General features: G+C 61.8%; 12 protein-coding genes and 1 pseudogene. 7 read left to right on the top strand and 6 right to left on the bottom strand.

All coding sequences use genetic code 11. The features are described 5' to 3' along the window. Both A0O30_RS26165 and A0O30_RS26170 read left to right on the top strand, forming a co-directional pair. A pseudogene (locus A0O30_RS26165) lies at window positions 1-389 on the top strand (aliphatic sulfonates ABC transporter substrate-binding protein); the annotation flags it as partial. A 16-nt stretch (window positions 390-405) separates the two neighbouring features. Further along, window positions 406-1,362 carry an aliphatic sulfonate ABC transporter substrate-binding protein gene (locus tag A0O30_RS26170; protein ID WP_105948641.1) on the top strand — a complete coding sequence of 319 codons (957 nt, stop codon included), beginning with the start codon at window positions 406-408 and terminating at the stop codon, window positions 1,360-1,362. Between the two features lie 21 nt (window positions 1,363-1,383). Here the strand turns inward: A0O30_RS26170 and A0O30_RS26175 are convergent, their stop codons facing one another. From A0O30_RS26175 to A0O30_RS26190, 3 genes are all read right to left on the bottom strand, one after another. Next, complete coding sequence (locus A0O30_RS26175) at window positions 1,384-2,448, bottom strand: alpha-hydroxy acid oxidase (protein ID WP_218274928.1); 1,065 nt, start codon at window positions 2,446-2,448, stop codon at window positions 1,384-1,386. A gap of 84 nt (window positions 2,449-2,532) precedes the next feature. Beyond that, window positions 2,533-5,010 (bottom strand): TonB-dependent siderophore receptor, encoded by a 2,478-nt coding sequence (locus A0O30_RS26180; protein WP_105948643.1) that lies wholly within the window; start codon window positions 5,008-5,010, stop codon window positions 2,533-2,535. Between the two features lie 649 nt (window positions 5,011-5,659). Further along, window positions 5,660-6,352 (bottom strand): aspartate/glutamate racemase family protein, encoded by a 693-nt coding sequence (locus A0O30_RS26190; RefSeq protein ID WP_105948644.1) that lies wholly within the window; start codon window positions 6,350-6,352, stop codon window positions 5,660-5,662. Between the two features lie 124 nt (window positions 6,353-6,476). On the opposite strand from A0O30_RS26190, the gene A0O30_RS26195 reads away from it, so the two are divergent. Then, window positions 6,477-7,352 carry a LysR family transcriptional regulator gene (locus A0O30_RS26195; protein ID WP_105948645.1) on the top strand — a complete coding sequence of 292 codons (876 nt, stop codon included), beginning with the start codon at window positions 6,477-6,479 and terminating at the stop codon, window positions 7,350-7,352. Window positions 7,353-7,491: 139 nt separating this feature from the next. Here A0O30_RS26195 and A0O30_RS26200 read toward each other — a convergent pair whose 3' ends face one another. Beyond that, entirely contained in the window at window positions 7,492-8,079 is a 588-nt protein-coding gene (locus A0O30_RS26200) for a TetR/AcrR family transcriptional regulator (RefSeq protein ID WP_105948646.1), read from the bottom strand. A 135-nt stretch (window positions 8,080-8,214) separates the two neighbouring features. Between A0O30_RS26200 and A0O30_RS26205 the strand changes: the two genes are divergently transcribed. Continuing rightward, entirely contained in the window at window positions 8,215-9,435 is a 1,221-nt protein-coding gene (locus A0O30_RS26205; RefSeq protein WP_105948647.1) for an MFS transporter, read from the top strand. Window positions 9,436-9,443: 8 nt separating this feature from the next. On the opposite strand, the gene A0O30_RS26210 is transcribed toward A0O30_RS26205, so the two are convergent. Next, window positions 9,444-11,132, bottom strand: coding sequence for an NAD(P)H dependent flavin oxidoreductase family protein (locus A0O30_RS26210; RefSeq protein ID WP_105948665.1), 1,689 nt, complete (start codon window positions 11,130-11,132; stop codon window positions 9,444-9,446). Between the two features lie 78 nt (window positions 11,133-11,210). On the opposite strand from A0O30_RS26210, the gene A0O30_RS26215 reads away from it, so the two are divergent. Further along, entirely contained in the window at window positions 11,211-12,695 is a 1,485-nt protein-coding gene (locus A0O30_RS26215) for a PLP-dependent aminotransferase family protein (RefSeq protein ID WP_105948648.1), read from the top strand. A gap of 4 nt (window positions 12,696-12,699) precedes the next feature. Here A0O30_RS26215 and A0O30_RS26220 read toward each other — a convergent pair whose 3' ends face one another. After that, window positions 12,700-13,944, bottom strand: coding sequence for a DUF1835 domain-containing protein (locus A0O30_RS26220; protein ID WP_105948649.1), 1,245 nt, complete (start codon window positions 13,942-13,944; stop codon window positions 12,700-12,702). Window positions 13,945-14,170: 226 nt separating this feature from the next. On the opposite strand from A0O30_RS26220, the gene A0O30_RS26225 reads away from it, so the two are divergent. Beyond that, the gene (locus A0O30_RS26225; RefSeq protein ID WP_105948650.1) at window positions 14,171-15,061 is read left to right on the top strand and encodes an alpha/beta fold hydrolase; all 891 of its coding nucleotides are present in this window, start codon (window positions 14,171-14,173) and stop codon (window positions 15,059-15,061) included. 140 nt (window positions 15,062-15,201) lie between these two features. Continuing rightward, complete coding sequence (locus tag A0O30_RS26230) at window positions 15,202-16,827, top strand: methyl-accepting chemotaxis protein (RefSeq protein ID WP_105948651.1); 1,626 nt, start codon at window positions 15,202-15,204, stop codon at window positions 16,825-16,827. The last annotated feature ends 478 nt before the right edge of the window (window positions 16,828-17,305 follow it).

Here is a 17,305-nt window from a genome sequence, read left to right on the forward strand (position 1 = left end):
GGGTGCTGGTGAACGGCCGCGGTCTATCCAGCGGTAACAGCTTCCTCGCGGCCACCGACAAGGCCCTGGATGAACCCGCCCGACGCGCCGCGCTGCAGGACTACCTCAACCGCCTGGCCGGCGCCCAGGTGTGGGCCAACCAGCACCTGGACAGCTACTCCAAGACCCTGGCCGCGATCATCGGTTTCCCCGAAGACGCCGCGCGCCTGCAATTCGAGCGGCGCCAGCTGCGCTGGCAGGTGATTGACCCACGCACCGTGGCCGAACAGCAGGAAACCGCCGACTTCTACCAGGCCCACGGCCTGATGAACCAACGCCTCGACGTGGCCCCGACCTTCGCCACCGGCTTTACCGTGCCGACCAACGCCAAGCTGGCCGCGCAACCCTGACCCGGAGATCTATCCCATGAGCTTTAAACCCCTGCGCCGTGTAGCGCTGGCGCTGCTGGCCAGCGCCTTGTTGCCGAGCCTTGCCCATGCTGAACAGACCCTGCGCATCGGCTACCAGAAATCTTCGACCCTGCTGACCCTGCTCAAGGCCCGCGGCACCCTCGAACAGCGCCTGCTAGCCGAGGGCATCCGCATTAGCTGGCACGAATTCCCCAGCGGCCTGCCGCTGCTGGAGGCGCTGAACCTGGGTAATGTCGACCTGTCCGCGGACGTGGCAGACACCGTGCCGGTGTTCACCCAGGCCGCCGGCGCCAAGCTCACCTACTTTGCCCGGGAAACCCCGTCACCTACGGCCCAGGCGATCCTGGTGCCGGTAGACTCACCGCTCAAGACACTGGCTGACCTCAAGGGCAAGCGTGTGGCGGTGCCCAAAGCTGCCGGAAGCCACTACCTGCTGATCCAGGCTTTGGCCAAGGCCGGGCTGACCTTCAAGGACATCACCCCGGCCTACCTGATTCCCGCCGACGGCCGAGCCGCCTTCGAGAACCACAAGGTCGATGCCTGGGTGACCTGGGACCCGTACGTGGCCAGTGCCCAGCGCCAGCAGAACGCGCGTATCCTGGCCGATGGCAGCGAGCTGGCCAGCTACCAGCGCTACTACCTGGCCGGCAGCGACTATGCCAAGGCCCACCCCGAGGTGCTGCAGCAGGTGTACCTGGCTCTGCGCGAGGCAGGTGCCTGGACCAAGGCCAATCCGGCGGAGGCTGCGCGTATTCTCGGCCCGTTGTGGGGCAACCTGGACAGCGCCACGGTTCAGCAGGCCAACGCCCGGCGCAGTTATGACGTGCAGCCGGTAAAGCTGGACAACCTGGCTGAGCAGCAGCGCATCGCCGATGCGTTCTATCGCGAGGGGCTGCTGCCAAAGGCGGTGGATGCCAGCGCGGTGAGCCTGTATGAGCCGGCACAGAACTAGCCATTGTTCTTAGGTCAGGCGTCACCGAGCTGAAGGCTGTGGCAACAATGGGGTGTCGCGAATATCCGCGAGCGTGGCGGCGCCGGAGAGCTGCATGACGATGCGCAGTTCCTGTTCGAGCTGTTCAAGTACTGCTTGCACGCCTTGCCAGCCATTGAGCGCCAGGCCGTAAAGGACCGGGCGCCCGACGGCAACCAGATCGGCCCCAGCCGCAACGGCCTTGAACACGTCCAGTCCGCGCCGGATACCACTGTCAAAAATGAGTGGGACCCGGCCGCAGACTTCATCCGCGACCCGCTGTAGCGAGTCGATGGCCGCTGGCGAGCCATCGAGCTGGCGACCGCCGTGGTTGGAGACTTGAATCGCATCGACGCCGTGCTGGAGTACTGCGCGCGCATCCGCCTGGGTGGTTACGCCTTTGACGATCAAGGGCAAGCCGGAAGTGTATCTACGGACAAAATCCAGGCTGTCGAGGCCGATGCTGCTATTGAATGTCAGGTCGATATCCCGGTTGCGGCCCTCGCTGTCGAGAAAGTTGCCGGGTGTCGGCAAGCGCAGGGCATTGCGGCGATCCTGCTCCCGATTGCCACCGGCTGTAACGTCTGCGGTCAGCACGATAGCCTTGTATCCAGCAGCCTTGGCGCGTTGCAGCAGCTCGCGGTTGAAGCCGCTGTCTCGGGTCAGGTAACACTGGAACCACTTGTCACCTTGGCTGGCAGCAGCGATCTGCTCCAGATTCTGCGTTGCAACGGTGCTGACGCCCAACAGGGTTCCATAGGCGGCGGCTCCACGTGCTGTTGCAGACTCTGCCGATGGGTGAACCAGGCCGTGGGCCGCCATTGCGCTAACCATGATCGGCGCCCTCAGTTGGCTGCCGAATACCTGGGTCTGCAGGTTCTGCACGGTCTTGCCACTGAGGATGCGCTGGTCGACGAAGTATCTTGAGAAGGCGTTGCGGTTTTCCCGCAAGGTCTGCTCATCTCCGGCACCGCGGGTGATGTAGTCGAATGCTGCGCGTGGAATGATGCCAGCGGCAAGATCTTCCAGTTCCAGCAAGTTGAAGAAAGTCGGGGACGGTTGTTGCATCTGTCCTCCTGCAGGGAGAGTGTCTGGCATGCAGGAACTGCAGGCCAAGCGCGCAGGTTGCTGTTGGGCAGCCTGCGCATGTGGTCAGAAGTCGTAGGCGATTTTGCTGTACCAGAATCCGCCGCCTGGATGGAAAGGGGGGGATCCGTAGTTGTACTTGTAGGCAGCCTGGGTGATGCCGTTGTTGTCGGGGCGCACGTTGAACAGGTTGGTGCCGCCGATGCTGAGCGTCAGGCTGTCGAAAAGCACGTAGGACAGGTCGAGGTCGGTGATCCACTTGGCGCCAAATGAACGATCATTGGCCGCATTCTGTTGCCAGGTCTCGACCTTGCCGTAGCGGGTGGTTTGCAGGTTGGCGGCGAAGTTTCCAAGTGTCCAGTTAGCGCCCAGTATCCATTTGCTTCGCGGGGTGGCCGCCACCAGCAAACCCTCTGCGGCGTGACCAACGACACTGATGCCCGCGTTCTGCAGTGCGGCCGGTGTACCGCGGCTGCCTTCGACGGTCGTCTTGTTGTAGTTGAAGGCCGCGCTCCAGCGCACATCGCCCCAGGCGCCGAACTGGCTGCTGTGATCCGCTACCAGGTCGATGCCACGAGTACGGGTATCGAAGGCGTTGGTGTAGTAACTGACCCAGGTATTGCGTGCCACGCCGACGGATTCGAGGATGTCGCCGATCGCGCCGTTGCCGTTGCTGCGGTCATACAGGTTTTCACTGAGCAGGATGCGGTCGTCGATGTCGATCACATAGGCGTCGGCGGTGAAGCTGGTACGCGCAGTTGGCTGCCAGGTGATACCAAGCCCTGCGTTACGCGATTTCTCTGGTTTCAGATCCGTTGCGCCCAAGGCTTGAGCTACCTGGCTGTCCGGCGTTGCGGTGTAACGCAGGGCGGGTACCGCGTTGCCATTGGCATCAGCCGCCGTACGGTTGTCGGTTACGGTGTAGCCGAGCTGGGTCAGAGAGGGCGCTCGGAAGCCGGAACCCAGCGTACCGCGGACGGCAACCTGGTCAGTAAGCTCGTAGCGGGAGTTCAGCTTGAAGCTGTAGGTGTTTTCCTTGATATCGTCATAATGCTCGGCGCGCCCGGCGAGGCCGACGTACCAACGTTGGGTGAGATCGAAGCCAAGATCCAGGTAGGCTGCAAAGTTGTTGCGTTTCAGATCGGCCTCGTCTTGCGGCCGGATGGCCAGCACGCCTTGGGCGCCCGTTGAAGGTTGGGCACCATTGGCGACATATAGCTGGCTGCCCACCGGGAAGGTGTAGGGGCCAACGCTGTAGGCGCGTGGGTCATTCCCGGCAAATGTCCTGAAGCGCTCCCAGCGGTGCTCCAGTCCAACGGACACTTGGGTGGGGACGGACACACCGAAAAGCCCATCGAAGTGGCGCGTGATGTCCAGGTTGTTGACCCACTGCTCGAACTGCAAGGTCGCCAGGTCATCCCACTTGGTCGGGGACTGCGGGCCATAGGTCGGGTTGGCAGTCAGGTCGCTGGCATGCTCGATCTTGTCCCGGCCATAGGTGGTGGACAGGTCCCAGTCCCACTCTGCCGCGTTGCCTTTACCCCCGAACAGGAACTGATAGTCGGTGTCCTTGAGGTTGTTCAAGGGGTAGTAGCCGTCCGGAAACAGCTCCGGGATCGATGCCCCGCCGTTGGCCGCGCGCAACTGGTTGTTCGCTTCGGTCTTGCGCTCGCCATAGGTGGCATAGGAGTAGAGCTTGAGGTCGTCGGCCAATGGCAGCTCGGCGTTGTAGGCCAGATTGAATGCTTTCAGATCCGGGTCGCCATTCTTGGTGCTCACATGATCCCAGGTTGCCTGACGATCATCCTCGAAAAACGCGCGAACGCTGTCTGGCGACTTCCCGACCCAGGTGGCGGTACCGCGTTTGCGGGCATCTGCAGACAGGTGCAGGAAGCCCCCATCACCCAGCTCGAAGCCATGATCGGCAGCGCTCTTGATGGTTTCACCCTGGCCCGAGAACAATTGACCGTAGCTGGCCTCGGCATGACCACCAGAAGCATTGCTCTTGAGGATGATGTTGATGACCCCGGCTACTGCGTCCGAGCCGTATTGGGCAGCGGCGCTGTCCTTGAGCACCTCGATATGGTCGACGGCACTGACCGGGATCATGTCGATGTCGACAGCGTTGGCGCCACTGGTGTCGATACTGCCATTGGCGGGGGCGGCGCCGTTATGCCGACGTTTGCCGTTGACCAGTACCAGCGTGTAGGCCGGCCCAAGGCCGCGATTGCTGAGCGGGCGAACTTGCGAGTTGACCCCGGCGATGTTGGTGCCGAAGTTGAATGATGGCAGCAATTTGGATATGGCTTCCGACAGTTCCGCCCTACCGGTCTTGAGCAGCTGCTCGCTGTTGATGATGTCGATGGGCGTTGGGCTGTCGGCGACCGTACGCTGCTGCCCACGCAGGCCAGTGGAAATAACCGAGACGGTGTCGAGCCGGGTCTCCTCCTGCTCGGCTGCCTGCACGGAGAATTGCGGCAGCGCCAGGCAGGCGACGAGTGCTGTCAGCCCTGATCGCAGTCGAAAGGGCGGGCGTTGGTTCATGTTGAGCTTTCCTTGTGTTGGCAAGCGGCAATCAGGGGCCGCGTTTTGTTAAGCCAGCACTGGCCCTTGGTGCGGGTACAGGATGCTTGGTTCCGATATATTGGGAGGTGTTGTATAGCGGGTGGGTAGGTCTGAGCGTGGGGGCGTTGGCATGCAGCGTTGGTCTCTCATCACGGGTGTAGGGGCAGATCGCAGCGCCGATCGCTTTAGCGCCCCAGCGTGATGAGGTGGCCGTGTAAGACCGTATTATTATATTTTTCCTTTGTAAAAGTTTTTTTTGTTCTAAGCTAATTATTACTATTTCTGATTTATTTTTGCTTTCAATATGCAAATTTATCATTTTAAGCTTTTAGATGACTGGCCTTCCATGGCCCAGGGCAAAGTCGCAGCGGCCTTATCTTGCTTCCTGTACCCGCGGCCACGGCTGGTAAATGGCCTAAACGTGGGCGCAGGCCTCACCTTCGTCGCCTCCGGTGTTTCGATTGCGGCTTTGAGTCAGAGATAGTGGGTGGGGGAAAGCGGCGGGGCTTTGGATGAGCCCCGCGTTGTCAACTTGGGTGGGGGGCACGCTGCTCAGCAACCTGTAGGGTATTCGCTCCATGGCTCTCGGCCGGTAACCATCGCCCATAAAGGGGCGACTGTGGGGCGATCAACTACCCAGTGCAAATTCAATTCCGGCCTCGATATGAATCGCGGTTGAATCGAAACCAGGTAGAGCAAGCTTGTCGCTCTCCAGGATCAGGCAGATTTCCGTACAACCAAAAATGACAGCGTCCGCGCCTTCGGCTTTGGCCTGCTCGATCAGAGATAAAAGTACTGCTCTCGATTCGTCGCGTACGATCCCCAGGCTGAGTTCGTTGAAAATGATGTCGTGTATCTGGCCTCGACCCGAACTATCGGGAACGAGCACTTCAATACCATGCTTTTGCATGCGGGCTGGGTAGAAGCCATTTTCCATGGTGTATCGGGTCGCGATCAGCAACGGTCTCTTGTGTCCGGCGAGCTTGAGGCGATCCGCTACGACATCGACGATGTGGATGAAGGGGAGCGAGGTGGCTGCCATGACAGCATCCGCTACCAGGTGCATGGTCACAGCACAGATCATCACGCAATCAGCGCCCGCGTTTTCCAGGCTTCGAGCCACTTCAGCAAGTTGGCTCCCGGCTTGTGCCCATTCGCCAGCTTTCTGCTTGTCGACAATGGTCTGAAAATCCACCGAATGCAGCAGCACCTGGGCCGAGTGCAGGCCGCCCAGCCGTTGGTTGATACCTCGATTCAACTCCCGGTAGTACACCGCAGAGCCCTCGTAGCTCATTCCACCGATAAGACCAATCTTGCGCACTTTACACCCCTCAGGAAGCTGCTTTCGACGACCAGATAGCAGGCACTGCCCGCTCGGATCGTCTGGAGTGTATGCTGTGTGCGCCTTCTTCAATAATGAATAATCAGCATAGTTGATTCTCAGTATGAGAAACCTTGACCTTGATTCACTGCAAATATTCAAAGCCGTGGTGGACTACGGCAGCATCACAAACGCGGCAGCCCAGCTTAATCGCGTGCAATCGAATATCACCACGCGGGTAAAGAACCTGGAGGAGCGCTTGGGTGTGGCACTCTTTCATCGCCAGAGTGGGAAGCTGACGCCTTCCGATGAAGGACTACTGCTGTATCAATATGCTGAGAAGTTGCTTCGCCTTTCCATAGAGGCAGAAACCGCTCTCAAGCGCGGCACCCTGCAGGGCGTGCTTCGGATCGGCACGCTTGAAAGTACCGCTGCCGCCAGGCTTGCTCCGCTGCTGTCCAGCTATCACGAACGCTTTCCAGATGTTCAGATCGAGTTGGTATCTGGCTCAACGGACGCACTGATTGCACAGGTTCATCGCGGTGATATCGAAGCCGCATTTATCTCGGACCCATTCACCGTTGCCGGACTGGATTGCCAAGAGGTCTTCGTGGAGGAACTGGCGCTCGTCGTCGCCAAGAACAGCCCAATCGTCAATGCGCGTGCACTCCAAGGAGCGACCATCATCGCGTTTGCCAGGGGCTGCTCGTTCAGGCGCATTCTGGAAAGCTGGCTTCAAACCTGTGAAATCGTGCCCACCAGGGTGCTCGAACTCGCGTCCTATCATGCGATAGCAGCGTGTGTAGCCGCCGGGACGGGGGTGGCAATCATGCCGCAGTCAGTGCTCAAAGCGGTACACGTGGAAAGCTTGGTCAGGGTGCTCCCCTTGCCCCCAAAGGTTGCTCGGGTTCGAACTCATCTGGTCTGGCGCAACGGGCATGAATCGCGCGTATTGCAGTCTGTTCGGGATGAGTTGGCCAGGCACCGAAGGGCCTCATAGCAGGAAAACGTTTCTCTGCGGTCGAAGGCCCTTTCCGTAAGCATCAGCCGTGGGTCGGATCGCGACGGATAAATCTCGACCGTCGCTGCAAGCTTTCAGACTTCCGTCTGCTCCGCCATCCCCAGGCAATGCGCTCCGATCAAGTGCTAACCAACAACCCACGTAGCAGCAACTTGAGCGCGTCTGTCGCACTCCTGAAGCGTGCAGATGCTTGATCCCCGTCGGCGATCCAGAAGCTGGCTTCAGACAAGCTGCCATAGATCAGCGAAGCCAACGCCTCGGAGTCCATTTCAGCTACCACGCCTTGCGCGATGAGGCTGTCGATCAAGTGCTGCATGGATTTGACGCAATGACGCTGTGCTTCTGGTGACGCATCCCCCAGTACGGCTCTGGCATCCCGCAGCACCAGGCGCTGGATTTCAGGTTCCAGCGCCATCTGCAGATACGCCTCGCAGCGTCCGTGAAAACCGTCCCACGCGTTTTCGGCGTTATCGGAGATTGCTTGCAGCCGCGCATCCATCTCCGAATCGATCTGCTCGACGACTGCCGCAAGCAACCCTTTCTTATCGCCAAAGTGGTGATAAAGCGCGCCACGGGTAAGGCCTGCCTGTGCAGTCAGGTCGTCCATCGATGTTTCGGCATAACCCTTTTCACTGAAAACCCTTCGGGCTGCGGCCAGTAAAGCCGCTCGGGTTTCTTCCATCTCGGCACGGGTGCGGCGAGCCATTTGCTCTCTCCTTACATACGAGCTGCATGATTATTTACATACGCGGTGTATGAATATACGATCTTATTCATACGCCGCGTATGTATTTTCCACCTCAACGCATTTGACGTGCAAGCTGGTTTCAAGGAGATCCACATGGCCACACCTTACCGAGAACTGTTCAACGCGCCTGGCAGCAGGGCGTTCTCCCTGGCTGGCCTGCTTGCCCGGATACCGCTGCCGATGACGGGTATTGGCATCATCACGATGCTGTCCCAACTGCGAGGCAGCTATGCGCTGGCGGGCATGGTTTCAGCAACATTCGTGCTTGCCTACGCGCTGCTCTCACCCCAGGTATCAAGGCTGGTAGACCTGAAAGGGCAGCGCAAGGTGTTGCCTTTCGCTACCGCAACAAGTGTTATCGGGCTATTGGTGCTGGCCGCCAGCGCGAAGTGGCAGGCGCCAGACTGGAGCCTGTTCATCGGCGCGTTGCTGGCCGGTTTCATGCCGAGCATCTCGGCCATGGTGCGGGCCCGTTGGACAGCGCTCTATCGAGGCCAACCACAGTTGTCGACGGCGTACTCGCTGGAGACGGTCTTTGACGAAGTCTCCTTCATCCTTGGGCCGCCGCTGGCAATCGGGCTCTCCATCATGGTTTTGCCCCAAGCTGCTCTGTTGATAGCGGCAGCGTTGCTGCTGCTCGGGGTGGTCGCGTTACTGGTTCAGCGAACTACCGAGCCTGCGGTCGAGGCTCAGCCCTTTTCTTCAGCCCGCCCTCGCTCTGTCATCCGATTGTCGAGCGTACGGCTGTTGACGTTGCTGTTAATGGTCATTGGCGTCATCGTCGGCACCGTGGATATCGTCAGTGTGGCGTTTGCCGAGCAATTGAACCGCCCGGCAGCAGTCAGTGGTGTGTTGTCGGTTTATGCCGTGGGCTCCTGCGTGTCAGGGTTGTTGTTCGGAGCCCTTCGGCCGAAATTTCCTCTGCACCGTCAGCTGCTGGTGGCCGCGTTGGCGACGGGCGTGACAACGTTGCCCCTGGTGGCCGTGAACAGTATTCCTGGACTTGCTGTTGCAATGCTGGCGGCTGGGCTGTTCTTCGCCCCTACCATGATCGTGGCGATGACGCTGCTGGAGCGCCAGGTGCCCGAACGGCAAGTGACAGAGGGTATGACCTGGCTGCTTGCCGGGCTGAATGTCGGGGTTGCGCTGGGGGCAGCCGGGGCCGGTCGTATAGTCGACGCCGCCGGTGTGCAGTGGGGATTTGCCTTGGCGCTGGCAGCAGGCATCGCCGTAGCCGTGGTGGCGTTTCGGGCATCGAGCCATAGCCATGCCGAAGCGGTTGCGCGCCTGATTGACGCGCACCTTACGTCCTGACGATCGTTTCAAGCTGCGGTCGCCACGACTGGCCTGGCCTCGCCAATCAGGATGTCTTCAAAAAACGCCCCGACGGGTTCGGTAGGGTGGCACAGCTGTATTTCCAGTACCCATACCACCTCGCTAGGGACGATCTCTACCTCGGCCAGTTTGTCCTGCCCATACAGCACATGGGGGAAATCGGCGATGCGGTGCCCGGCCAGGTTGCGCTCAAGCTGCCAGCCTTTGGCCTGGGCACTGCGCTCGGCGAAGTCATACAGTTCGCGCCCCGTCAGCCCACGCCCCCAGGCCTGACGGGTTTCGTCGAACACCTCATGCAATGCCTTGACGCAGGCGTGGTGCAGCGCGTGCTCGCCGAACACGAAGGTGTCGCCATAGTCACCTTCGTAGCCATCCCAGACCGGGCCGACGTCGACCACGACGATATCCGTAGTACGTAATACGCGTTGCAGATCAATACCTTGCCGCGGGGTACGTACGGTGTCATCGCCGAAGCGGATGTAGGTGGGGTGCCAGGTGTGCGACGCACCCATGGCCTGCAGGGTTTGCGCGGCCATTTCAAGCGCCTGGGCAGTGGTCATGCCGACCTGCAGTTGACTGGCTATCGCGGCCACGGACCGTACCGACTGCTCTCGGGCTGCAAGCATGCCGTCCAGCGAATAGCGTGGGCCGACCTTTTCCAGCTCTGGGTGCAGTGTGCTGGCCGATGAGGCCTGCGCTGCCGGTGTGCCACTGGCGACAAAGGCTTCAGCGACAAAACGATGGGGGTGTACGCCTGCGGCAATACAATGTTCGCGGGCCTGGCTGATCATTGTGGCATTGCCGCAGGCGTAGACCTGGGTATCGTCCCAGCGATGCGGGTGGGCCAGCGCCGCCTGCTGCACTCGCGCCTGGTCCGAGCGTACCGGGTACCAGCGAAAGTGTGGGTGCGCACGGCTGGCTTGTTCGAGAAAGTCATGGTCGTAGAAGTCCGCTTGCGATGAACCGCCCCAATACAACGTGACCTCGGCATCGCGGGCCAGGGCAGTGAGCAGCAAAGGCTTGATGCCGGCATAACCTGTGCCGGTGGCGAACAGCACCAACGGGCGTTGGTCCTCGTGTTGCCAGGTGCAGGCGCCCAGTGGGCCTTCGAGCGTTACTGAAGCGCCTGCCTGCAGGGTGGGCAGCACGCCTTCGGTGAACAGGCCACCGCTGACCTTGCGAATGTGAAACACCAGTTGCCCCTGTTCCTGTACCGGCAGGTTGGCAATGGAGAAACAGCGGCTGTCGCCATTGCCCAGCTGGAACCGCACATACTGGCCGGCCCGAACATCCAGTGGCTGGGCAGGCTGCAGCACGAGCTCGACGATATCCGTGCTCAGCGCGCGCTGGCCAACCACCTGGGCGTGGACTTCCAGTGCCGGGGTATCGAGTGACCAGCCGGGTATCTCCAGGCGCATGTCGCTGCAGGCGTGGCTCTGGCACAGCAGCATCTCGTCGGCAGCCAGGGGATAGGAGGGGGCCGGTGTGTCCGCATCTCGCTGCTTGTCGTGATACTGCCCCGACACTACCTTGACCTTGCACGAGCCACAGGCGCCACGGCGGCAGGAGAAGGGTACCGGCAGGCCACTGGCAAGCATGGCATCGAGCAGCAATTCGTGGCTGGCTTCGAACGTTTTGCCCGAGGGCGACAATTCAATGACGTGGCGGCTTTGCATGAACACCTCGGCTCAAATGGAGCTTCGATTGTTGCTATAGTCCAGGACCAGCAGAACCTCCAGATTTGGATAATTCACATGGTCCAGCTTCGTAAATGGCAACCGCTGCTCAAGCTCGACGGGGCGCAAGCTTCGTACCGGCAGATTGTCGAGGGGCTGGTGGCCGCGATCAGTGAGGGTCGCCTGCGCCCTGGCACGCCCTTGCCGGGCACGCGGGAGATGGCGCAATTGCTGAACGTCAACCGCAAGACGGTGATCCTGGCCTATGAGGAAGCCGAAACCAAAGGCTGGCTGCAAAGCGTGCAGCGCCGGGGCACCTTTGTCAGCCAGCAGCTGGCGGCCAGTGCGCGAGCCGAGCCGGATGCCACCCGGCGCTTTGCCCTGGCGCTGCCCGAGGAACCCGCCGTTGCCTACTTTGCGGCGAACGAGCAGGCCGCCGCGCAGCAGGGGCGGCCAGATGCGTTGTTTTTCGACAACGGTGCGTGTGACCACCGCCTGCTGCCGCAGGCTGTACTGCACCGCTATTACCGCAATGCCTTGCGCAGCAGTTTCACCAGCAACAGCGTGCGCCACGGCAGTGAATGCAGCAGCCGCTACCTGCGCAGCGCCCTGGCTGACATGCTGCGGCACAATCGCAGCCTGAACGTTGGCGCCGAGCATATCTGCCTGACACAGGGGGTGCAGATGTCGTTGTCGCTGGTGGCCAGCGTGTTGCTCAAGCCGGGTGATGTTGTGCTGGTCGAGCGCCTGAGTTATCCGCCTGCGTGGGAGATCTTCCGTCAGCTGGGTGCCCGGCTGGTCACCGTGGAACTGGACCATGAGGGCTGCCGGGTCGATCAGCTCGATACCCTGTGCCGGCAGCACAAGGTACGGATGATGTACATCACGCCCCATCACCAGTTCCCCACCACGGTCAGCCTGCCGGCCGGGCGCCGGCAGCAGTTGCTGGAGCTGGCACGCCAGCACGACTTTTGCGTGGTCGAGGAAGACTACGACTACGAATACCACTTCTCCGGGCGGCCCTACCTGCCTTTGGCCAGCGACCGCCAGCAGCGGCATGTGATCTACATCGGCACGATGTCCAAGCCCTTGGGCAGCACGTTTCGCTGCAGTTACATCGTGGCGCCCGTGGAGGTGATTGCCGTGCTGGAGCGCCGGGCGACACTGACCTTGGGGCAGGGCGATGCGGTGATGCAGCGTATGCTGGCGGACTTGATCAATGAGGGCGAGTTGAAGAAGCACTTGCGCCGGGTCAACCGCGAGTACCGCCGACGCCGGGAGACCCTGTTGGCGTGCTTGCACGAAGCGTTTGGCGAGCACATTCGCGTACAGGAGCCGGAAGGGGGCCTGGCGCTGTGGGTGCGCTTTGCCGACGAAATCAATGTGGATGAATTGGTCGAGAAAGCGCTGGAGCTGGACCTTGTGGTACGCAGTGGGAGGCAGTTTTCCCCGTTTGGCCATGCCGAGAACGCCCTGCGCCTGGGGTTTGCTTCGCTGGATGTGGATGAGATCCGGCTGGCCACGCAACGTTTGGCGCAGGCCGCACAGCGGCCCCCTTGTTGAGCCGCTATCGACGCCGCCACACCTCGCCTTGCTCGCTGACCACCCAAGGCCTGTCCGCCGCATCGATCAGCACCCCGCCAACCCAACGCGGTGCGGGGTGGCTATCGAGCCAGTGCACCTTCCCGGCAAGCACCTGTTCGGCAAGCGGGGTCAGCTGCAACTGCCGCTGTGCCCAGGCTTCTCCGGGGCCTTCCAGCAGTAATGGCTGCGGCCCATGGATCAGGGGCTGCAGCAGGACATGGAACATCATGTCGCCCAAGTAAGGCAGGGGATCATCCTGCATCATCAACTGGCCAAATACGCGCCCGGCCGCCATCTCGCCGCGTGACGCCAGCGCACGCAGCAACAGGCGTTCGGTAAGGCTCAAACCGTCGATCGCCCCCGGCAGCTCTTGCAGCTGGCGCGCCAGTGCCCGACCCAGCAGTGGCAAGGCCGGATGCTGGCGGCCAGCCAGGCGTGCCCAGGCCTGTGGGTCTGGTGCGGTGTAGGCCGCCCATGCCTGGCGCGCCAGGGCCAGTGCATCCTCGCCCAGTGGGCGACGTTGTGGCCACAGCCAGGCCAGCAGGTCGGGGGCCAGTTGGCCGATGCCGATGAAGCGCTCGATACCGGGCACCTGGTCAATTTCGATCAGCTCCAGCCGACGGGGCAGGCCGGGCAGGCTGGCGAGCACGCGAATCAGGAACAGTTGGTCGTAGGCGTCGGCCTCGCACCACAGCACGATCTGGCTGTCGTGGCTCAGCCCGGCCAATGCATTGCGCTGTACCGCCTGGCGCTGCTCAAGGTCTTGTGGGGTCAGCTTGAACGCCTGCTGCACGTAGGCACCCCGCACCTGCCAGTACTGTGCCTCGGGCAATGCCGGTACCGGCCCCATGACCATCGGGTCTTCGAACATCTGGAAGGCGCCGGTAAACCCGGCGGTGCGCAAGCTGTGGGCGATGTCGTTGCCACAGCGCCAATGCTGTACGGCAGCCTCGTCATCCGCAGAAAAACCGGGATGGCGCGCGGCGAACGCCACGGCATCGGCATGGGCCTTGAGCCTGGGCCAGCTGGCGAATCCGGCCTCGCGGGCGACCAGCCATTGGGTATCGGCAAGCCGGTAGTCGGGGCCGGGCAGGCCAAGCGTGCGTAATTGCTCGCGGGTGTCGTCGGCTTCGTGGTTTTTCAGTGCAGTCAGCAAGCGCTTGGCGCGTTTGCGCAAGGCAGGCAGGTCGAGCAGGCCGTGGTGGCGGGATGCATTGATGGCGGGCATGCCAACTCCTTTGGGGCTCGGTCCGCCGACAAGCCGGGAGCTGGTACGAAAATGTAGGGGTGCATGGCTCGGGCAACCCCTTCGCGCGGACCGCAGGCGCAGCCGGCGCCCAAGCCCTGACTTTAACGGTGTAGCGCACCGGGTTGCAAACGATAGTTTACCCATGCCGTGTGGCACGCCTTATAGTGGCGGGCTTTTCCAGGTTCAAGTCAAAGGAATGGCCACTATGCGTGTACGAACCCTGCTTGCGGCAATCGCTGCCAGCGTTGCCCTGTCTTCGGCGTTAGCCGCACCAGGCCAGCCAGTGCCTACGGCTGATGAACGCATTTCTGTGCAGGTCGAGGGCGCCGGGCCAGACGTTATCCTGATCCCTGGGTTGGCCTCATCGCGTGAGGTATGGGCAGGGCTCGCCAGTGCGCTGCGCCAGCAGCACCGCCTGCATCTGGTGCAGGTTGCAGGTTTTGCCGGCGCGCCTGCCGTGCCCGCTGCGCAGGGGCGCGTGGCAGCTCCCGTGGCCGAGGCAGTCGCAGACTATATCCGCAGCCAGCACCTGAAGGCACCGGCCATCATTGGTCATTCGCTGGGCGGCGAGGTTGCGCTGATGCTCGGCGCGCGTCACCCCGAGCAGGTGGGGCGGCTGATGGTGGTCGACGCGCTGCCGTTCTACACGCTATTGATCGATCCGGCGGCAACCGCTGAAACGGCAGCACCACAGGCTGGCGCCTTGCGCGAGGCGATGTTGGCGGCACCGGCAGCGCAGGCCGAAACGATGCAGCGGGCAGCCATCGACCGGTTGGCCAAGACCGCAGCGGCCAGGCCGGCACTGGTCGATGCAGCGCTGCGCTCGGACCGCAAGACGGTAGCCGATGCCACCCATGAACTGATGACCACCGACTTGCGCCCGGAACTCGGCCGTATCCAGGCACCGGTAGAGGTCGTGTATGCCTATGACCCGCTGTATGGCATACCTGCGGCCCGTGTCGATGCAACCTTCGCTGATGCCTATGCCGGCACGCGGGGCATCAGTTTCAAGCGGATCGACGGCAGCTTCCACTTCGTCATGCTGGATCAACCCCAGGCGTTCGCTGAGGCTGTGGTCGACTTCCTCGGGCGTTGAGGCTGGCCTGTTCGCAATCTGTTCGGTTACCGCCCATAACCGCCTCCAGGCACCTCAAGCCTGCGCCGGCACCTCCGATAGCAGCACACCCACCGTCGAATCATCGACCAGAAGTGGTGCCAACCAGGAGTACTGCCCGCATGCTTGCCAACCTGAAGATACGTACCGGAATGTTCTGGGTATTGTCGCTGTTCAGCCTGACCTTGCTGTTTTCTACCGTGAGCGCCTGGTGGGCAGCGGTGGGCAGTGACCAGCAGATCACCGAACTGGACCAGACCGCACACCAGTCGGACCGGTTGAACAATGCGTTGCTCATGGCGATTCGTTCCAGTGCCAATGTGTCCTCGGGTTTCATCGAGCAGCTGGGTGGCCATGACGAGAGCGCAGGCAAGCGCATGGCGCTGTCGGTCGAGCTGAACGACAAGAGCCAGAAGCTGGTCGACGAATTTGTCGAAAACGCGCGCGAGGCCGCCCTTCGCACACTGGCCATCGAGCTGCAGGTTACCTTTGCCGAGTACGCCAAGGCAGTGGCCGGGCAGCGGGAAGCGACCCGCCAGCGCTCGCTGGAGCAGTACTTCAAGGTCAACAGCGACGCCGGCAATGCCATGGGCCGGTTGCAAGCGTTGCGCCAGCAACTGGTTGGCGCACTGAGTGAACGTGGTCAGCAGATCATGCTTGAGTCCGACCGGCGCCTGGCCCGTGCGCAATGGCTGAGCCTGGGCCTGCTGGGTGTGACCTTGCTGTTGGCGGTGCTGTGCTGGGCCTTCATTGCCCAGCGGGTACTGCACCCGTTGCGTGAAGCCGGTCGGCATTTCCAGCGCATTGCCGGTGGCGACCTTAGCGTGCCGGTGCAAGGGCAGGGCACTAACGAGATCGGCCAGCTGTTCCATGAGCTGCAACGCATGCAGCAGAGCCAGCGCGATACCCTTGGGCAAATCGACCACTGCGCCCGGCAGCTGGACGCTGCTGCCACGGCATTGAACGCGGTCACCGAGGAAAGCGCCAACAACCTGCGCCAGCAGGGGCAAGAGCTGGAGCAGGCCGCTACTGCCGTGACCGAAATGACCACCGCTGTGGAGGAGGTTGCACGCAATGCCATCACCACTTCGCAGACCACCAGTGAGTCCAACCAGCTGGCCGCACAAAGCCGTCGTCAGGTCAGTGACAACATCGACGGCACCGAGGCCATGACCCGCGAGATCCAGACCAGCAGTGCGCACCTGGAGCAACTGGTCGGGCAGGTACGGGATATCGGCAAGGTGCTGGAGGTGATCCGCTCGGTGTCCGAGCAAACCAACCTGCTGGCGCTCAATGCGGCCATCGAGGCTGCCCGCGCAGGTGAGGCCGGCCGTGGCTTCGCGGTGGTGGCGGATGAAGTGCGCACATTGGCCTACCGCACACAACAGTCGACCCAGGAGATCGAGCAGATGATCGGCCGCGTGCAGGCCGGTACCGAGGCCGCGGTGGCTTCGATGCAGGCCAGTACCAACCGTGCCCAGTCGACGCTGGATGTGACCCTGGCCTCAGGGCAGGTGCTGGAGGGCATCTACAGTGCGATCGGTGAAATCAACGAGCGCAACCTGGTCATTGCCAGTGCGGCCGAAGAGCAGGCCCAAGTGGCGCGGGAAGTGGACCGTAACTTGCTGAACATTCGCGAGCTGTCGAACCATTCGGCGGCGGGCGCACAGCAAACCAGCGAAGCGAGCAAGGCGCTGTCGGGGTTGGTCGGGCAGATGACAGCGCTGGCGGGTAGGTTCAGGTTGTAAAGTCAGGCATCAGGCCACGCCCGCAAGTAACATTAAAACAAGGTTAAACTTGTTTAACATTGCCGTTGCGGGTTGACTTCGATACTACGCTTGAATAAAGTTCGATCGCCCCGAGAACGGGGCCTTTTCCTATTCACTGAAGAATTCAATGGACACAGTATCTAGTCGCTGCCTGACCGCCGCCGTACGGCCCGGTCAGGCACTTGAACCGGAACACCGGTCCCGACACCCCGGTCGGGCAAGCCGCGCCAGAGCCTGATGCTCCGCCGTGACTTGCCGCCGCCGGTGTTCGCCGGTTGGAGGCAAGCTCATGAACCTCACGTCATTCGTTTCATATCGCCTGCACGCCTGTCCTCTGGCGCTGCGGGCCTGCGCCTGGCCGCCCCGCCAGTACTGCAACCCTGACGACAGCCAGGAGCCCCCAGGTAGGTGGGGGCTGCTGGCGCGCCATCACGCCCGTCATCAGCCCAGAACTTTT

The sequence above is a fragment of the Pseudomonas sp. LLC-1 genome, assembly GCF_002992185.1.
Taxonomy (GTDB): domain Bacteria; phylum Pseudomonadota; class Gammaproteobacteria; order Pseudomonadales; family Pseudomonadaceae; genus Aquipseudomonas; species Aquipseudomonas monteilii.